Raw genomic sequence first — 17,924 nt, forward strand, 5'->3', positions numbered from 1 at the left:
TCGCCTGTCCACAAATCCCCAGCTCCTAAACCACTCAAAATCTAATGGTTGCTACCGAGGGATCGGGGAAACCTCAGTCCTTCGCGCGCTCGACATAGGTGCCGTCGGCGGTCGAGACGACGATCCGGGTGCCGACGCCGATGTGCGGCGGGACGCCGGTGCGCAGTCCGTTCGACAGCACGGCCGGCTTGTAGGACGACGACGCCGTCTGGCCCTTCATGGCCGGCTCGGTCTCGACCACCTCGAGCACCACGCGCTGCGGCAGCTCGATCGCCACCACCACGCCCTCGTGGACCGAGAGCTTGCACTTCATCTCGGGCTGCAGATAGACGGCGAGGTCGCCGATCACGTCCTCGGGCGCGGCGACCTGCTCGTAGCTCTCCATGTTCATGAAGTGGAAGCCGTCGCCGTCCTGGTAGAGATACTGGTACTCGCGCTCCTCGACATGGGCGCGCTCGACCTGGTCGGTGGTCTTGTAGCGTTGCGACGACTTCACGCCGTCGGAGAGCCGGCGCATGTCGAGCTGGGTCACCGGGGTGCCCTTGCCGGGATGGATGTTCTCCGCCGTGAGGACGACGTAGAGCTTGCCGTCGAGATCGACGATGTTGCCCTTGCGGAGCGAGCTGGCGATGACCTTCACGTGCGTGGATCCTTGCTGCGGGGAGGCCGGGGCGCCTGCGCGGAGCGGCGACGATCCCGGGAACCGGCGGTTTCGCGTGCAACATACTGATCCTTTGGCGGTTCGCCAGTGCTTTTCGGCACCGTCCCGCCCCGCCGGCGGCCCGCCCGACGGGCTGGTGAAGGCGAAAATTCTCGTTGAAGATCAAAGAGTAATGTCGCGAGTCCGGGCATGACCGCGGCCTCGCCCTGGTGGACGCCGCACGTCCATGCCGACCGTCGGCCGCTGCTTCTCGCCCGCAACCGCATCGCGGCGGGCGTGCGGGCGCGCTTTTCGGCCGAGGATTTCGTCGAGGTCGACCCGGCCGCCCTGCAGGTGTCGCCCGGCAACGAGGCGCATCTGCACGCCTTCGCGACCGAGGCGATCGGCCCCGACGCGACCCGGCGGCCGCTCTACCTCCACACCTCGCCCGAGTTCGCCTGCAAGAAGCTCCTGGCCGCCGGCGAGCCGCGCCTCTTCGCCTTCGGCCACGTGTTCCGCAACCGCGAGCGCGGCGCCCTCCACCACCCCGAGTTCACCATGCTGGAGTGGTATCGGGCCGGCGCCCCCTGGACCGCCGTGATGCAGGACTGCGCGGATCTGCTGGCGCTCGCCTGCGAGACCACCGGGGTGCGGCACGTCGCGTTCCGGGGCGCCGAGGCCGACCCGTTCGCGCCGCCCGAGCGCCTCACCGTCGCCGAGGCCTTCGCCTGCTACGCCGGCATCGACCTCCTCGCCACCGTCGCGGGCGGCGACGACGACGGTGCGGCCGAGACCGACCGCGACGCCCTGGTCGCCGCCGCCACCGCGGCGGGCATCCGCACCGCCGCCGACGACACCTGGTCGGACGTGTTCAGCCGCGTGCTGGTCGAGCGCATCGAGCCGCATCTCGGCCTCGGCCGGCCGACCGTGCTCACCGAGTACCCGGCCGCCGAGGCGGCGCTGGCGCGGCGCGCCGCGCACGATCCGCGCGTCTCCGAACGGTTCGAGCTCTATGTCTGCCGGGTCGAGCTCGCCAACGGGTTCGGGGAGCTGACCGACGCCGCCGAGCAGCGGCGGCGCTTCGAGGCCGAGATGGTCGAGAAGACGCGCGTCTACGGCGAGGCCTATCCGGTCGACGAGGATTTTCTGGACGCCCTGACGATCATGCCCGAGGCCTCCGGCTGCGCGCTCGGCTTCGACCGCCTGGTCATGCTGGCGACCGGCGCGCCGAGCGTCGAGACGGTGATCTGGACGCCGGTGGCCCGGTGAGCCATGCCGCCCGCTCGATCTCTCCCCGCCGTGCGGGGAGAGGTCGACATCCGCGCGGTTCGCGCGGATGTCGGGTGAGGGGGCGTTTCGTGGATACGGCGGCGCCCCCTCATCCCGACCTTCTCCCCGCGCGCGGGGAGAAGGAGCGCGGGCGCCGTGCGCGATGACACGGCCGAGCCGCGCCCCCACCCTTGTGGCGGCCGGCGCTCCGGCGTATCGCTGGCGGCCGAAAGGCCCCCGATGACCGCGCAGCGCAAGACACTCAGGACGGCGGAGGAGCTCGCCGCGGCGGGCCTGGTGCGTCCCGCCGATGTGCCGCTCCTCGACGCGGTCGCGGCCCGCTACGCCGTCGCCGTGTCGCCGGCGATCGCGGCGCTGATCGATCCCGCCGATCCGGACGACCCGATCGCCCGCCAGTTCCTGCCCGATCCGGCCGAGCTCGACACCGCCCCCGAGGAGCGCCTCGATCCGATCGGCGACGATGCCATGAGCCCGGTCGAGGGAGTCGTCCACCGTTATCCGGACCGCGTGCTGCTCAAGCTCGTCCACGTCTGCCCGGTCTACTGCCGCTTCTGCTTCCGCCGCGCCATGGTCGGCCCCGGCGGCCGGCCGACGCTGTCGCCGAAGAAGATCACGGCGGCGCTCGACTACATCCGGGGCCGCCGCGAGATCTTCGAGGTGATCCTGACCGGCGGCGACCCGCTGATCCTGGCGCCCGACAAGCTCGCCGTCGTCGTCCAGGCGCTCGGCGCCATCCCGCACGTGAAGGTCGTGCGGGTGCACACAAGGGTGCCGGTCGCGATGCCCGAGGCGGTGACGCCGGCGTTGGTCGAGGCGCTGACGATTCCCGGCAAGGCGACCTATGTGGTGCTGCACGCCAACCATCCGCGCGAGCTGACCGAGGCCGCGCGAAAGGCCTGCGGCCGGCTGATCGACGCCGGCCTCCCGATGCTGTCGCAGTCGGTGCTCCTGAAGGGCGTCAACGACGACGACAAGACCTTGGCCGAGCTGATGCGCAGCTTCGTCGCCGCGCGGATCAAACCGTACTATCTGCACCACGGCGACCTCGCGCCCGGCACGGCGCATCTGAGGACGACGCTCGCCGACGGACAGGTGCTGATGCGTCGCCTGCGCGGCCGCGTGTCCGGCCTCGCCCAGCCGACCTATGTGCTCGATCTGCCGGGCGGCGCCGGCAAGGTGCCGGTCGGCCCGACCTATGCGACGCCGGTCACGGGCTGCGAGCCGGGCGGCCCGGCGCATTGGGAGGTCGAGGACTTGCAGGGCCGCACCCGCATCTACCCGCCCGGCCCGGACGATCCCGAGCCGGTGGCGGAGGACGACTCCTCCGGCGCACCCGGAGCCGAGGCCTGAGAAGCGAAGGCGGTCAGGCCGCCCGCGTTCCGGCGCCGCGCCCCTGGCGCCGCTCGGGTCCGGTGTAGTCCGGGTTCTCACCGCGGCGGCGGTCGAGTGCGCCGGTGCGCAGGTTCTGGAAAAACGCCGCGACCTCCTCGGACAGCCGCGCCGCGTGGCCGGCGAGCGCCTCGGCCGTGGTGAACACGGCACCGGCCGAGCGGCTCGCCTGGGCGATCGCGTCGCTCACCACCGCGATGTCGCCGGCCAACGTGGCGTTACCGGCCGCCGCCTGCTGGGCGTTCTGCGAGATCTCGCGGGTCGCCGCGCCCTGCTGCTCGACAGCGCTGGCGATCGTCGCCGTCACCCGGCTGATCTCCTGCATGGCGGCGCCGACCTCGCGCACCGCGACCACGGCGTCGCGGGTCGAGGCCTGGATGGCGTCGATCTCGCCGGCGATCTCGGCCGTCGCCTTGGCGGTCTGGCCGGCCAGCGCCTTGACCTCCTGGGCGACGACGGCGAAGCCCTTGCCGGCCTCGCCGGCGCGCGCCGCCTCGATCGTCGCATTGAGCGCCAAGAGGTTGGTCTGCGCCGCGATCGCCTGGATCATCTCGACGACCGCGCCGATGCGCTCGCTCATCGTCGCGAGGCTCTCGATCTCGGCGACCGAGCGGCCGGTCTTGGCGTCCGCGGCCGTCACCACGGCGGTCGCCTGGGCGATCTGGCGGGTGATCTCGGCGACCGAGGCGGACATCTCCTCGGCCGCCGCCGCGACGGTCTGGACCGAATGCGCCGCCTGCTCGGAGGCGCCCGTGGCGGCGCTGGCGCGGCCCGAGGCCTGCGCCGCGACGCCGTCGATCGTCTGCGCATTGGTGCGCATCTCGCCGGCGCTGTCCGACACCGCCGTGACGACGCCCTCGATGGCGTCGCGGAAGGCCGTGATCGCCGTCTCGATCTTGCGGTTCTGCTCGGCGAGCAACGCGGTGCGGGCGTGCTCCTCGCGCTCGGCGTCGGCATGCGCCTTCTCGACCGCCTTGATCTTGAACGCCTCGACCGCGGCCGCCACCTCGCCGATCTCGTCGCGCCGGCCGAGGCCCGGCAGCTTGACGTCGAAGTCGCCGTCGGCGAGCCGCCGCATGCCGGCGGTGAGCGCGCGCAGCGGTCCGACGATGCCGCGGTTGAGCAGCAGCGCGAGGCCGAGTGTCATCACGAGAACGATCGCGCCGATGACGATCGCGATGGTGCGGGCCTCGCCGAGCGCCGCGACGGCGCCGCTGCGGTCGACGCCGAGCACGAAGACGCCGATCGCCTCGCCCTTGTAGTCGCGCACCGGCGCCGCGACGAGGGCGTACTCGGCGCCGGCGACCGGCAACGTGATCATGTCCGACGGGGCGGCGAGCGCCGCCGCGGTCTGGGCCGGCGTCAGGGCCGGTAGCTCGCGGAACGTCGACGCATAGGTCTCGAAGCCGTTCGGCGTCTTCAGCAGGAAGGCGACGTCGGCGCCGGTCGAGCGCTTGAACGCCTCGAAGAACGGCTTGCCGAACGACATGCCGATCTCGACCGTGCCGACCTGTCGCCCGTCGTGCGAGACCGGCACGACGCCACGGATGCCGAGCCCGGCGACGCCGCTCTCCAGGCCGGAGACCGACCTGCCGGTGCGGGCAACCTCGACGACGGTGTGCCGGAACGCGCTGAGATCGTCCCCGAACTTCTCCGGATTCTGATGCACGCGCAGGAACGTGGTCGCCGGCGCGGTGTGGAACTGCAGCTGCACGATGCCGTGACGGTCCTTCAGGGCCTTGAAGCCGGGCACCAGCATCGCATGGAGCGCCGCCCGGTCGCGCGCCGCGAAAGCGCCTTGAATCGCCGAGTTGAGGGCGAGGCTGTCGGCGAGCGAGATCGCCCGCGCCGCATCCTCGGCGAGTCGCCCCGAGAAGAACGCCTGCAGCACCCCGAGCTCGCGGGCCGCAGCCTGCTCGGACATGCGGGTTGACAGCCACAGATTGCTCGCCGTCGTCGCGGCAACCGCAAGGACGACACTGGCCGTGATCGCGGCCCCGAAGCGCATTCCGATGGTCATCCGGCCGCGCCGGACACGCACGTCTGTCATCGGTTGCCCCTACCAACGAGCTCGTTTTGGCTCGAGCGATCATCCATTCTCGAGATTTGCAGGATTACATTGCAATACTCGGATTAAATTTACGTTTCACAGCCATACTGTGCCCCCGAATGCGAGCGCCGCCCCGGACGAGGTCGCATGCGGCGCGTTCGCGATCCGATCGATGGAGAATGCGCGGCGGCGTGCCTCGCGCGGCCGGGCGAAGCGGCGTGCTGCGACGTGGTGCTGCGACGTGGTGCTGCGACGTGGCGCCGCGTCGGTGGCCCGGCGGACACGCCATGACGGTCATTGAGCCGCCACGACAGACCGAGATAGAGTTCTGAGGCTCCACGGTCCGCTGCGGATGCATCGCGTGGAAACGGCCGGGCCCGTCCGGCGTTGCCGTCCGGGCCGTCGGCGGGCCGTGTCGCCGGACCATGCCGTCTGCCCGTGCCGCCTGCCCGTGCCGCCTGTCCGTGATGTCTCGAGATCGGAACGCGCGTTTGGATCCCTCGTGCTTCTCGCTCGGTGAGGCCCCGGCCGACGTTTGGTCGGCCGTCCCGCCGGCCGTGCGCCGCGGCGCGCCGCTGCCGCCGGAGTTCGAGCCGTTGTTCGGGCCGCTACGCACCGGCAGCGTCGACGCCCTGATGGTGATCGGCCAGATCGGCCAATCGCTCGACGGTCGCATCGCCACGGTCGGCGGCCGGCTCGAATACATCAACGGCGCGGCCGGCCTCGCTCATCTGCATCGCCTGCGCGCCGTGGTCGACGCCGTGGTGGTCGGCGTCGGCACCGTGCTGTGCGACGACCCCCGGCTCACGGTCCGCCATGTCGCCGGTCCCGACCCGGCCCGGGTCGTGATCGATCCGCACGGCCGCCTCCACGCCGACGCGCGACTGCTCGCCGACGACGGCGTCCGCCGGATCGTGGTGACCTCGGCGGCCGCGCCGGACGCCGACGCGGCACCGCTGCCGGACGGCGTCGAGCGCCTCGTGGTGCCGGCGACCGAGGGTCGCCTGGAGCCGGCCGCGATCCTAGGGGCGCTGGCGGCCGCGGGATTCCGCCGCATCCTGATCGAAGGTGGCGCCGACACGCTGTCGCGCTTTCTCGCCGCCGGCTGCCTCGACCGGCTGCACGTGACGGTCGCGCCGATCATCCTCGGCTCCGGCCGGCCGGGCTGCACGCTGCCGCCCATCGCCGACGCCGAGGACGCGCTGCGCCCGCGGGTGCGCACCGTCCCGCTCGGCGACGAGGTGCTGTTCGATTGCGATCTCTCGGCTCAGCGCCGTCCGGTCGGACCGGCGCTCCCGGTCGGACCGGCGACGCCGGAAGCTCCGGACGTGCCGGTGGGCCTCGCGAACACGTCGCGGTGACCGATCCGGATGGTCGAGCGGCCGACCATGGCGAGGCCGGTGCGTCGCCGCACCCAGGCGTCGATGGTCGCCTGCGGGACGCCGACCAGCTCGCGGGCCGCCCCGGCGAGCGAGGCGACGACGTCGCCGAAGATCGGGTCGCGCGCCCCGATCACCCAGTCGGACAGGCCCTGCACCACCTCGTAGCCGAGGCGATCGAAGCGCCGCACCAGCTCGCCGACGGCCGCCGGACCGAGCGCCGGGCCGAACCCCTTGTCGGTCGACTGATGGCGGTTGAAGGCCGACACGATGGTGGCGTCGGCATCGTCGGCGGGGTCGAGCGTCACCCGGCCGTCGTAGGAGAGCGCCGCATAGAACGGCAGCCGGCGCACCGCGACCTCGGTGACCAGCCGCTCCAGCCAGTCCTGCGAGACGAGATCCAGGAACGCCGAGGTGGCGACCAGATCGATCGGCCCGTCGAGCGCGGTCTCGATGTCGCGAGCGAGGTCGACAGCCGTGACGGTGACGCGCGGGCCGCCCGCCATCGCCTCGGCGGCCCCCTTGGCCCGCGCCAGCAGCCCGAGATCGTTGTCGACCAGCCGCCAGTGCTGATGGCGGGGCAGCAGGCCGGAGAGCGCCCGCAGGGTCGAGCCGGTGCCGCAGGCGAGGTCGACGATGGTGACCGAGGTCTCCTGCGCAAAACAGCGTCGCAGCGCCTCCAGCACGGCCGGATTGCGGGCCTTCCGGTCGTGCGGCTCGCGGCGTTCGAGCCAGTCTGCGCTGAAGCTGCTCACGGGTCGGTTCCGGCTCCGGCGGTCTTCCTTGGTTCGGTCGTCGGCTCGTCGCGCATCACGGCGTCGAGCGTCGCCGCGACGATGCGGGCCGTGTCGGTCCAGCGCGGCAACGTCTCGGCGGCGGCCCGCGCCGCGGCGGCGAGCCGCGCCCGCGTCCCCGGCGTCGCGATCACGTCGCGCAGCGCCGACGCGAGCGCCGCGACATCGCCCGGCGGAACCAGAATTCCGGCGCCCGGCGGAACCGTGTCGGGGATCGCTCCGCCCGTCGTCCCGACCACCGGCAGCCCGAAGCTGGTCGCTTCCGCGAACGCCATCCCGTATCCCTCGAACAGCGACGCCGACACGAACAGGTCGGCCTCCGCGTAAAGCGCCGCGAGCCGGTCCGCCGAGACGGTGCCGGCCAGCGTCACGCGATCCCCGAGACCGCGGGCCGCGATCGACGCTGTCACCGCCGCAGCCGTCATCGGATCACGATCCTGCGGCCCGACGATGACGAGGCGCCAGTCGACAGCCCGCAGCCGAGCCAGCGCCTCGATCAGAACATCGTAGCCCTTGCGCGGCACCAGCGACCCGACCGAGATCAAATTTGCCGGTCGGTCATCGCCGCCAAGCCGATCGTCACCGGCAAGATGACGCGATGAGTCGACCTTGTCAGGCAAGAAGCGGGCCGGCCTGTCGGTGCCCGGCACCGCGACTGCGATGCGATCCGGCGCGACACCGTAGTCGGCGGCGACGCTGCGCGCCGTCGCCGGGCTGGTGACGATCACGGCACGAGCCCCGGCGAGCGCGGCGCGCTCGCTCCGCTGCAACGCCTCGGCCTGGGCCGGAGACACGCCGGCCTCGAGCGCCAGCGGATGATGCACCAGCGCGACCACCGGCACGCGGTGGCACACCGTCGCGGCGAGCTCCGGCAGCGCCCCGAAGGCGAGACCGTCGACGATCACGGGCGTGCCGGCGGCGACCGCGTCGAGCATCGCGACGGCGGACGCGCGGGTCGTGTCGTCGGGCCAAGGAAAGCCGTCGCCGAGCGACAGCACGTCGACGCTCCAGCCGGCGGCGCGTAGCTCGGCGATCAGCCGCCTGTCGTAGCCGTAGCCGCCGGTCGGCGTGTCGAGATCGCCCGGCACGGCGAAGACGAGGCGCTTCGCCGACGCGGCGCTCACCACAGCGGCGCCTCGTACCAGGCGCGGGCGACGTGCGATTCGGAGATGGTGACGCGGATCGCGTGGAGCTCGCGGCCGTCGCGCCCGAGTCCGCCCGACCGGGCGACTTCGGCGAGCTTTTCGTGGACGTGGCGGGTCAAAAACTCGGTCGTCGTGTTCTTGCCGGCGAACGCCGGAACGTCGTCGAGATTCTTGTAGTTCAACGGCGCCAGCACGGCCTTCAGGGCCTCGTCGAGCCGGCCGATGTCGACCACGATCCCGTTCTGGTCGAGCGTCTCGGCGAGGATCGCCGCGTCGACCACGAAGGTCGCGCCGTGCAGCGCCTGCGCCGGGCCGAACACGGCGCCTCGGAACGAGTGGGCGATCATGATGTGATGACGGACTTCGACGGCATACACGGGCGCGGCCTCCGGTTCGGGGGCGCCAGATTAGCCGAAGACCGCCCGCGAGGGAGAGCCGTCTCGACGCCGCGCTCCGGGCTCACCCCCCTCCCCGACCCTCCCCCACAAGGGGGGAGGGAGCAGGCCCGTCGCGGCGCTCACCGCCACGCAAGCAGAGACGTGATCTTGCTGAGGCGTTTCGATTCTAGCGTTCCCTCCCCCCTTGTGGGGGAGGGTGTCGCGCGAAGCGCGACGGGAGGGGGGTGAGCCACGACGGGCCTGCCCTCACGTCCCCATGCGCTTCCTGCGCTGGCCCAGCGTGCGCAGGCGCAGCGCGTTGAGCTTGATGAAGCCCTGGGCGTCGTGCTGGTCGTAGGCGACCGCGCCCTCTTCGAACGTGACCAGCTCCTGATCGTAGAGCGAGTACGGGCTCTCGCGGCCGACCACCGTCACGTTGCCCTTGTAGAGCTTGAGCCGCACCCGGCCGGTGACGAACTCCTGGCTCTTGTCGATCGCGACCTGCAGCATCTCGCGTTCGGGCGCGAACCAGAAGCCGTTGTAGACGAGCTCGGCATATTTCGGCATCAGCTCGTCCTTCAGGTGAGCGGCGCCGCGGTCGAGCGTGATCGATTCGATGCCGCGATGCGCGGCGAGCAGGATGGTGCCGCCGGGCGTCTCGTACATGCCGCGCGACTTCATGCCGACGTAGCGGTTCTCGACCAGATCGAGCCGGCCGATGCCGTTGACGCGGCCGAGATCGTTGAGCTTGGCCAGCAGCGTCGCCGGCGAGAGCTTGACGCCGTCGATCGCCACCGCGTCGCCGCGCTCGAAGTCGACGGTCAGGAACGTCGCGTGATCGGGCGCGTCCTCGGGAGCGACGGTGCGGCTGTAGACGTAGTCCGGCACGTCCTGCGCGGGATCCTCCAGCACCTTGCCCTCGGAGGACGTGTGCAGGAGATTGGCGTCGGTCGAGAACGGCGCCTCGCCGCGCTTGTCCTTGGCGATCGGGATCTGATGCTGCTCGGCGAACTCGATCAGCTTCGTGCGCGAGGTGAGATCCCACTCGCGCCACGGCGCGATCACCTTCACGTCCGGCTTCAGCGCGTAGTAGGCGAGCTCGAAGCGGACCTGGTCGTTGCCCTTGCCGGTGGCGCCGTGACAGACCGCGTCGGCGCCGACTTGCTCGGCGATCTCGATCTGCTTCTTGCCGATCAGCGGGCGCGCGATCGAGGTGCCGAGCAGATACTGGCCCTCGTACACCGCATTGGCCCGGAACATCGGGAACACGTAGTCGCGCACGAACTCTTCGCGCAGATCCTCGATGAAGATGTTCTCCGGCTTGATGCCGAGCAGCAGCGCCTTCTGGCGGGCCGGCTCCAGCTCCTCGCCCTGGCCGAGATCGGCCGTGAAGGTGACGACCTCGCAGCCGTAGGTCGTCTGCAGCCACTTCAGGATGATCGAGGTGTCGAGACCGCCCGAATAGGCCAGCACCACCTTCTTGACGTCGCTCTTCGCCATGCCCTCTCGGCCGGACGGCCGCTCCTCGTGCCGACGGCCGCGGCGCTCCGGGGCCTTTGTCGGCGTCTCGTGAAAAATCGCGGCGGACTATAGGCGGACGGCGCCGCCGTGCAAGCCGAGGGGCGCGGGCGGCAGCGTTGCCGGCGGTGCGGTCGGACCGGGCGGGTCGCCGAGCAGGTTGTCGGGGGCGAGGGATGCACGCGGCCTCGACCCCAGTCGTCCCGGGGCGCGGGCGAAGGCTTGCTCGGGCATTCCGGGCCGGCCAGAGCGCCGGACCCGGAATCCAGCCACACATTCCGAGACTGCCGCTGGATTCCGGGTTCGCGGCTTCGCCGCGCCCTGGAATGACGGGCCCTCCCCTCAGCGCGCCTTCGTCCCGACCTCGCCCCAGAACTCCGTGATCAGCCCAGAAATCTCGGCCGGCTTCTCCTCGTGGGCGAGGTGGCCGAGCGTGCGCAGGCAGACGACGCGGGAGCCCGGCACGCGGTCGCGCGCCTGGAAGGATTCGTCGGGCGGCACCGTGCCGTCGCGGCCGCCGGCGATCAAGAGGAGCGGCACGGCGAGCCGCGGCAGGTCGGCGGTGAGGCGGTCGAGATCCCAGTTCGCCATCATCACCAGGGCAGCATGGACATGGTGCGGGTTGCGAGCGAGGCGGGCATAGAACTCCTCGCCCTCGGGCGAGATGGTCGAGCCGGTCGAGTTCAGGATGCCGCGGATCGGGCCGCGCCCCTCGGCCCACCAGGCGAACGCCCGCGCCGTGAGCGTGTTGGAGGCCAGCACCCGGGCGATCGGTGCGAAGGTGTGGCCGGCGACGCCGCGGAACGGCATCAGGGCGCCGTTGATCGCCACGATGCCGCGCGGCGCCAGCGTGCCGTCGATCGTCATGCGGATCAGCACGGCGGCCCCGGCCGAGTGGCCGGCGACCAGGAGCGGATCGACGCCGAGCGCATCGAGTAGCGATCGCACGGCCGCCGCCATGCCGGGCAGCGACAGGCTGGAATCGTCGGTGGTGCGGGTGAAGCCGTGGCCGGGCAGATCGGGCGCCACCACGGTGAATGTTTCGGCGAGCCGCGGGATCATGCCGGCGAACGAATGGGTCGCGGCGCCGGTGCCGTGGAGCAGCAGCAGCACCGGCCCCTGCCCGGCCTGCTGGACGTGCCAGTGGATCCCGCCCGCCTCGACGAAGCGGCTCGCACTGCGGTTCGGCCAGTCGCGGCCGTCCCGCTCCCACGCCAGACGATCACTCATCCCGAAACGTCATGCTCTGGAACGTCACGACCGAAAACGCGCAGAAGCGAAAACGCTCACGATCGAAAACGCTCACGATCGAAAACGCTCACGATCGAACGGTTCTCACCGTCGAACCAATTTCACGACCGACCCATGTCGACGACCGGCCTCTGCGCACGACCGACACGTCGACGTCATCGCCGAAAAATTACGCCGCCGGGCCCGGCCCGGATCATCGACTGAAAAGCCCCCTGGGTCGCACCGGTCGGCCCTCGGGCCGGCCGGCGGTCCTGCGCACGGCTCACTTCGCCGTCTGGAACAGCTCGTCGGGCTTGAACTTCGGCGTGGCGAAGTCACGGCCGGAGTGATCGCGGTGATAGGCCTCGATCCGCTCCACCTCCTCGCGCGATCCGAAGATCAGGGCGATGCGCTGGTGCAGCTTGGTCGGCTTGATGTCGAGGATGCGGTCCTGGCCCGTGATCGCCATGCCGCCGGCCTGCTCGGCGATCAGCGCGATCGGGTTCGCCTCGTACATCAGCCGCAGCTTGCCGGGCTTGCTGGGATCGCGTGTGTCGCGCGGATACATGAACACGCCGCCGCGGATCAGGATGCGGTGACAGTCGGCCACCAGCGAGGCGATCCACCGCATGTTGAAGTCTTTTCCGCGTGGTCCGGGCTGACCCTGCAGGCACTCGTCCACGTAGCGCTTCACGGCCGGCTCCCAGAACCGCGCGTTCGACGCGTTGATGGCGAACTCCTGGGTGGTCGGCGGCATCTTGATGCGCGGATGCGTCAGGATGAACTCGCCGAGCTGCGGATCGAGCGTGAAGCCGTGCACGCCGGTGCCGACGGTCAGCACCAGCATGGTCGACGGTCCGTAGATCGCGTAACCGGCGCAGACCTGCTTGACGCCGGGTTGCAGGAAATCCTCGGGCCGCGGCTCGACGCCGGGATTGGGCGCGCGCAGAATCGAGAAGATGCTGCCCACCGGCGCGTTGACGTCGATGTTGGACGAGCCGTCGAGCGGATCGAACAGCAGGAGATACTTGCCGCGAGGATAGCGGGGCGGGATCGCCCACGGCATGTCCATCTCCTCCGACGCCATGCCGGCGAGCTGGCCGCCCCACTCGTTGGCGCGGATGAACACGTCGTTGGCGATGACGTCGAGCTTCTGCTGCGTCTCGCCCTGGATGTTGGTGGTGCCGGCCTGGCCGAGCGCACCGCCGAGCGCGCCGTTGGCCACCCGCCGGGCGATCGCCTTGCAGGCGAGACCGACATCGATGATCAGGGCACTGAAATCGCCGGTGGCTTCGGGGAATCTGCGCCGTTCTTCGATGAGGAATTGAGACAGCGTCGTGTGATCGGTGAGCATCATCGGTCTCCCAATCGTCAACTCATAACGTCCACGACGAGCAGGCTGCAAGCGGGAAGGTTCGAGCGGGGAGGCGCCGGTTGCCGGCTTGTCGGAGATCCGCCGGCATCGCTTGCTCGCGTCGGCGCGAATTATAGTCCCGAGCCCCCGAGAAGACCACGTTTATGTTGCATCACACGCGCTATGTCGGGCGTGATCGCGCGGCGGAGGCGGAGGCGCTGTGCGCACGACCGCGCGCCACGCTCATCCCGCAGGCACCGTCTGCTCGGTCGGCACGAGGCCGGTCACGAACTGGTCGTAGACACGGGCAAAATCGCCCGGCCGCTCGAAATGCGGGAAGGCGCCCGTGTCGAACACTTTCACGGACCAGTTGGGCCGGCGCCCAAGATTGTCGAGCTGTCCGTAGTCGACAAAGTCACCGCGCGTCCCGTGGACGACCAGCACGGGCAGGCCGAGCTGCTCGTAGACGCGGGTGATGTCCCGGCTGAACAGGAGCCCGCCGACGAACCAGAACGGCGCGTGCTCGGCGCCCGGCTGATGGGTGGTGAGGTAGGCGTAAGTCCAAACCCCCTCGTCGATCGCCTTGGAGCCCCAGGTCTTCTCCAGGAAGAAGCGGATGCTCGGTCGGACGGTGAGCAGATCGAAGACGGCGCGCCCCCACACCGGGAACGAGAAGGCGCCGCGCAGCGCCGTGCTGCCGCGGGTGCTGCCGGGCGGCCCGTAATAGGGTCCGCGCGAGTCGAGCCCGGTCGGGCTCACGAAGGCGACGCTGCGGAAGGCCGCCGGCGCCTCGGCGGCGGCGCGGGCCAAAAATTCCGAGCCGAGCGACAGGGCGACGGCGTCGATCGGCCGGTCGCCGTGAATGCGCTTGATCTCCTCCACCATGGCCAGCACGGCGTCGGTCATCAGGCGCGGCGTGTAGTCGCGATCGCTGCGCTCGGAGAAGCCGAAGCCCGGCAGGTCGAGGGCGTAGACCGGGCGCCGGGTCCGCGCCGCCTCGTAGAGCGGCTTGACCTCGTAGGCCGAGGCGGCGGCATTGACGCTGTGGATCAGCAGGAGCGGCGGCAGGTCGGTCTCGGCCGTCGCGGCCGCCTCGGCGGCGGGCGCCGTGGTCGGGGCGGGACCGTCGACGTAATAGCTCAGCCGGCCGGCGATCGACTCCATGTCGCGCTGGTCGCCCGGCAGGGCCGGCGGCATCCGTACCTTCTTGGGGATCAGGAAGGCGCTGACGGCGATCCAGCCGAACGCCGCGACGGCCGGCACGGCGGCGAGCCCGCGGACCCAGCCGACGCCAGTGCCGCGCCGGCCCGCATTGATCCCGCGATGCATCGGCAGCGGGCGGCGGGCGAGCGTCGACTTGATCGGCATGGAAAAACCCCCGGCTGGCGGTCGCGGTCGCGCCCGAACATCTCTTTAACGACCGGCGAGGGCGGTTGGTTCTGTCGGTGGGGAGGATTCGGCCGCGTCGGGCGCGGGAAGAGGCTCTAGACTGTAGGGTGGGCAAATGCCGCGGGACGCGCCGTGCCCACGCCGTCCGTCATATCGAACGATGAGGCGTACTGAGTTTGCAGACTATGACCGCGTGGGCACGGCGGGCCCTGCGGCCCGCCTTTGCCCACCCTACGATGCCGGGCCGGCCCCTACCCCGCGAGCGACTCGCGGGGCGGCGAGACGGCCTTGACGGCGCCCGAGATCGCCGCCGCGTCCGCATAGGGCAGCGGCAGGTACATGGCGTCCATCTCGGCAGCGATTTTTCGGGCGAGCGGACGGGGATGCGGCGCCGTGTCGACGAGGAGCGCGGTCAGGCCGGCGGCGCGCAGCAGGCGGGCCGAGGCGAGCGCGTCCTCCTCGGCCTTGGGCCGGCCGGGCGAGCCGTCGCGGGCGATGTTGGCGGAGCCGTCGGTCAACAGGATGATGAACGGCGTCTGCCCTTTTCTGCGAATCTGGTCGGCCAGCGCCACGGCGAGGTCGATGCCGCAGGCGAGCGGCGTGCCGCCGCCGCCCGGGAGCCCCGCGAGATTGCGCTTGGCCCGGACGAGGGATCGGGTCGGCGGCAGCAGGATCTCGGCGACCTTGCCGCGGAACGACACCATGGCGACCTGGTCGCGGCGGACGTAGCAGTCGGCGAGCAGCAGCTCGACCGCGCCCTTCGCCTCGGCGAGCCGGTGCAGGGCCGACGAGCCGGAGGCATCGACCACAAAGATCGTCGCCGTCTCGGTCTTCTGCTTGAAGCGGGTGATGCGGAAGTCGTCCTTGCGCACCTCGATGCGGGCGGAGCGCTCCGTCTCGCCCGCCAGCGCCCGCTCGCGCCGGCGCAGCGGCTGCCAGGGCGCCGCGGCCCGCAGTGTCTCGATGAGATTGAGCCGGGCGCCGCCCGCGCGCGGCTCGCCGCGCCGCACGCCCGCCGGGCGTCCGCGCAGCTTGGTCTTCTGAAGGTGGCCGGCCCGGCCCGTCGACGGGATGCGCGGCTTGATGCGGCCCTGCAGGCGGAGCTGCTCGAGAAGCCCGGACGGGATCGCCGCCTTGGCGGCGTCGAGGATCATGTCCTCGAGCGGCCGGTCCTCGACGTTCTCCTGCTCCTCGTTCTTGCCATCCGGCGGCGGCGGCTCGTCCTGCTGCTGGTCGTCGGGCGGCGTCTCCTCCTCGGGCGGCGGCAGCGGCAGGCGGGTGGCGCGCGGCGCCAGCACCAGGCGGGCGGCGACGGCCGCATCCTCCTTGGCGATCTCGTCGCGGCCCATCAGGGCCGCATGGGCGCGCGCGACCGCGAGCGCCTGCAGGGGCGCGCGCAGCGACCAGACGCCGAGCGACAGCGCCGTGCCGCACAGCGCCTCGACCACGTCGTCGCGCGCCACGATGCCGTCGAGCCTTTCACGCGCCGTCGCGATGTCGTCGGCATCCGGCGCGTCGTCCGCGGGCGGCTCGGCCGAGACGCCCTCGAAGTTCAGGCGGAAGGCGAGGCGGTCGGCGAGCGCCGTCGGCGGCTGCTCGTCCTCGGTCATGCCCTCGTCGAGGGCGACGATGCCGAACCGGGTCGGCGCGTCGATCGCGATGCCGTCGCGCTCGACCGTGACGCCACCATTGTCCAGCACGGCGCCGATGCGGGCCGCCGTGCCGGCCGACATTCGCTCCGCCATGGCGGCGATCAGCACGCCGCCGTCTGTTTCCGTCAAGATGCCGCGCTCGGCGATCGGCCGGCCGGCCCGCAAGGTCGCGGCGAGGTCGAGCCCGCCGAGCAGGCGGCTGTCGCCGACGTGATGCGGCAGCCGGCGCACCGGCGCGCCCTCCGGCAGCAGCTGTCGGAGCGTCAGCAGCCAGCGGTCGCGGGCCAGCCCCGGGAGCGAGCGCAGCGCGACACCGACCGTGCCGGCCGGATCGACCGCGAACAGCGCCGCCGCCAGGACCGCGTCGGCCCAGGGGGACCGTTCGGGCGCAGCGGTCTCGGCCGGATCGGTCATGCCGCGAAATGCTCCGCCAGCGCGCGCTCGACCCGCACGGTCGAGCCCGCCTCGTCGAGCGGGTTGCGGCGCAGGCGGTGGCGCAGCGCCGACGGCGCCACCCGCTTGAGGTGCTTGTCGCCGACGCTGGCGTCGCCCTCGTAGGCGGCGAGCGCACGCGCCGCCCGGATCAGGGTCAATTCGCCGCGCAGGCCGTCGGTGCCGAGCCCCATGCAGAGCTTCGCGGCGCTCTCCAGGGTCGCGTCCGGCACCTTGACGGACGACACCCGCTCACGCGCCGCGAGAATCTTGCGGCGGAGCTTGTCGTCCTCCTTCTTCCACTTGGCGATGAAGGCCTCGGGGTCGCGCTCGAAGGCATCGCGCCGGCGCACCACCTCGATGCGGGTCGGCAGATCCTCGGGCGTGCGCACCTCGACCGACAGGCCGAAGCGATCGAGGAGCTGCGGGCGCAGCTCGCCCTCCTCCGGGTTGCCGGTGCCGACCAGCACGAACTTGGCCGGATGCCGAATCGACAGGCCCTCGCGCTCGACCACGTTCTCGCCCGAGGCGGCGACGTCGAGCAGCAGGTCGACCAGGTGGTCCTCCAGGAGGTTCGCCTCGTCGATGTAGAGGAAGCCGCGATGGGCGCGGGCGAGCAGCCCGGGCTCGAACGCCTTGACGCCTTGGGTGAGGGCCCGCTCGAGGTCGAGGGCGCCGACGACCCGGTCCTCGGTGGCGCCGAGCGGGAGATCGACCACCGGCACCGGCACCTGGCGGCTCTTCAGCTCGGCCTCGGACGTGCCGCGGCAGTGCTCGCACGACGCGGCCGGCTTCGCCGGGTCGCACGCATACGGGCAGCCGACGACGACCTTCATCTTCGGCAGGAGCTGCGCGAGCGCGCGCACCGCGGTCGACTTGCCGGTGCCGCGATCGCCGAAGGCGAGCACGCCGCCGACGGAGGAATCCACCGCGGCGATCAGCAGGGCGAGCTTGATCTCGTCCTGCCCGACGATGGCGGAGAACGGAAACACCAATGCCATGAGGGGCCCAATCTCGATGAGGCAATACGGGAAACGGGCGCCGGCCGCCGGTCGTTGACGGACCGCGCCATCTGTCAGGCCCGAGAAGTATAGGGAGTGTCAACTCGCCGCAACATGCGTAAGCCCCCGGAGGCCGCGGGATTAGTCGCCGCGGAGAGGTGTTGGACATCGCGCCCAGCCCATCGGCCGGCCGTGTGTTCGGGCACGGCGCCATATCCCTCTCCCCGCACAGCGCTACGGCATGCACAGATCTTGTTGCGACGGATTGACTCGGGGCGGCAGGA

14 protein-coding genes are annotated in these 17,924 nt (G+C 71.4%); 3 read left to right on the top strand and 11 right to left on the bottom strand.

Features of this window, described 5'->3' with window-relative positions; genetic code table 11:
• Positions 1–73: 73 nt before the first annotated feature.
• Positions 74–640 (bottom strand): elongation factor P, encoded by a 567-nt coding sequence (gene efp, locus ACFSOX_RS23000; protein ID WP_378480163.1) that lies wholly within the window; start codon positions 638–640, stop codon positions 74–76.
• A gap of 210 nt (positions 641–850) precedes the next feature.
• Between efp and epmA the strand changes: the two genes are divergently transcribed.
• Complete coding sequence (gene epmA / locus ACFSOX_RS23005; RefSeq protein WP_378480164.1) at positions 851–1,909, top strand: EF-P lysine aminoacylase EpmA; 1,059 nt, start codon at positions 851–853, stop codon at positions 1,907–1,909.
• Positions 1,910–2,149: 240 nt separating this feature from the next.
• Positions 2,150–3,280, top strand: coding sequence for a lysine-2,3-aminomutase-like protein (locus tag ACFSOX_RS23010; RefSeq protein WP_378480165.1), 1,131 nt, complete (start codon positions 2,150–2,152; stop codon positions 3,278–3,280).
• A gap of 13 nt (positions 3,281–3,293) precedes the next feature.
• Here the strand turns inward: ACFSOX_RS23010 and ACFSOX_RS23015 are convergent, their stop codons facing one another.
• Positions 3,294–5,369 (bottom strand): methyl-accepting chemotaxis protein, encoded by a 2,076-nt coding sequence (locus tag ACFSOX_RS23015; RefSeq protein WP_378480166.1) that lies wholly within the window; start codon positions 5,367–5,369, stop codon positions 3,294–3,296.
• A gap of 491 nt (positions 5,370–5,860) precedes the next feature.
• Here ACFSOX_RS23015 and ACFSOX_RS23020 point away from each other — a divergent pair, with 491 nt between their 5' ends.
• Entirely contained in the window at positions 5,861–6,730 is an 870-nt protein-coding gene (locus ACFSOX_RS23020) for a RibD family protein (protein ID WP_378480167.1), read from the top strand.
• Here the strand turns inward: ACFSOX_RS23020 and ACFSOX_RS23025 are convergent.
• The 9 genes from ACFSOX_RS23025 to bchI form a co-directional block, all read right to left on the bottom strand.
• On the bottom strand, positions 6,637–7,503 hold the full coding sequence (locus tag ACFSOX_RS23025; RefSeq protein WP_378480168.1) for a class I SAM-dependent methyltransferase: 867 nt from the start codon (positions 7,501–7,503) through the stop codon (positions 6,637–6,639). The two genes, ACFSOX_RS23020 and ACFSOX_RS23025, sit on opposite strands and share 94 nt — an antisense overlap.
• A complete protein-coding gene (locus ACFSOX_RS23030; RefSeq protein ID WP_378480169.1) occupies positions 7,500–8,666 on the bottom strand; it encodes a glycosyltransferase family 4 protein in 1,167 nt (388 codons plus the stop codon). Before ACFSOX_RS23030 ends, ACFSOX_RS23025 begins: the two co-directional genes overlap by 4 nt.
• Positions 8,663–9,064, bottom strand: coding sequence for a 6-pyruvoyl trahydropterin synthase family protein (locus tag ACFSOX_RS23035; RefSeq protein ID WP_378480170.1), 402 nt, complete (start codon positions 9,062–9,064; stop codon positions 8,663–8,665). Before ACFSOX_RS23035 ends, ACFSOX_RS23030 begins: the two co-directional genes overlap by 4 nt.
• 267 nt (positions 9,065–9,331) lie before the next feature.
• Entirely contained in the window at positions 9,332–10,564 is a 1,233-nt protein-coding gene (locus tag ACFSOX_RS23040; protein ID WP_378480171.1) for an argininosuccinate synthase, read from the bottom strand.
• Positions 10,565–10,924: 360 nt separating this feature from the next.
• The gene (gene bchO, locus ACFSOX_RS23045; RefSeq protein WP_378480172.1) at positions 10,925–11,812 is read right to left on the bottom strand and encodes an alpha/beta fold hydrolase BchO; all 888 of its coding nucleotides are present in this window, start codon (positions 11,810–11,812) and stop codon (positions 10,925–10,927) included.
• Between the two features lie 283 nt (positions 11,813–12,095).
• Positions 12,096–13,166, bottom strand: a complete 1,071-nt coding sequence (locus tag ACFSOX_RS23050; protein WP_378480173.1) for a class 1 fructose-bisphosphatase — start codon at positions 13,164–13,166, stop codon at positions 12,096–12,098.
• 243 nt (positions 13,167–13,409) lie between these two features.
• Complete coding sequence (locus ACFSOX_RS23055; protein WP_378480176.1) at positions 13,410–14,495, bottom strand: alpha/beta fold hydrolase; 1,086 nt, start codon at positions 14,493–14,495, stop codon at positions 13,410–13,412.
• Positions 14,496–14,806: 311 nt separating this feature from the next.
• Positions 14,807–16,621, bottom strand: a complete 1,815-nt coding sequence (locus ACFSOX_RS23060; RefSeq protein WP_378480174.1) for a magnesium chelatase subunit D — start codon at positions 16,619–16,621, stop codon at positions 14,807–14,809.
• Positions 16,618–17,640 (bottom strand): magnesium chelatase ATPase subunit I, encoded by a 1,023-nt coding sequence (gene bchI, locus ACFSOX_RS23065; RefSeq protein WP_378480175.1) that lies wholly within the window; start codon positions 17,638–17,640, stop codon positions 16,618–16,620. The genes ACFSOX_RS23060 and bchI overlap by 4 nt, the downstream gene beginning before the upstream one ends.
• Positions 17,641–17,924: the final 284 nt, after the last annotated feature.

The organism is Rhodoplanes azumiensis (genome assembly GCF_042682915.1).
Lineage (GTDB): Bacteria > Pseudomonadota > Alphaproteobacteria > Rhizobiales > Xanthobacteraceae > Rhodoplanes > Rhodoplanes azumiensis.

Bases quoted from the DNA above. Each gene is read 5' to 3' on its own strand.
- epmA (WP_378480164.1), top strand. From the start codon at position 851: ATGACCGCGGCCTCGCCCTGGTGGACGCCGCACGTCCATGCCGACCGT.
- ACFSOX_RS23010 (WP_378480165.1), top strand. From the start codon at position 2,150: ATGACCGCGCAGCGCAAGACACTCAGGACGGCGGAGGAGCTCGCCGCG.
- ACFSOX_RS23015 (WP_378480166.1), bottom strand. From the start codon at position 5,369: ATGACAGACGTGCGTGTCCGGCGCGGCCGGATGACCATCGGAATGCGC.
- ACFSOX_RS23040 (WP_378480171.1), bottom strand. From the start codon at position 10,564: ATGGCGAAGAGCGACGTCAAGAAGGTGGTGCTGGCCTATTCGGGCGGT.
- bchO (WP_378480172.1), bottom strand. From the start codon at position 11,812: ATGAGTGATCGTCTGGCGTGGGAGCGGGACGGCCGCGACTGGCCGAAC.
- ACFSOX_RS23050 (WP_378480173.1), bottom strand. From the start codon at position 13,166: ATGCTCACCGATCACACGACGCTGTCTCAATTCCTCATCGAAGAACGG.
- ACFSOX_RS23055 (WP_378480176.1), bottom strand. From the start codon at position 14,495: ATGCATCGCGGGATCAATGCGGGCCGGCGCGGCACTGGCGTCGGCTGG.
- ACFSOX_RS23060 (WP_378480174.1), bottom strand. From the start codon at position 16,621: ATGACCGATCCGGCCGAGACCGCTGCGCCCGAACGGTCCCCCTGGGCC.
- bchI (WP_378480175.1), bottom strand. From the start codon at position 17,640: ATGGCATTGGTGTTTCCGTTCTCCGCCATCGTCGGGCAGGACGAGATC.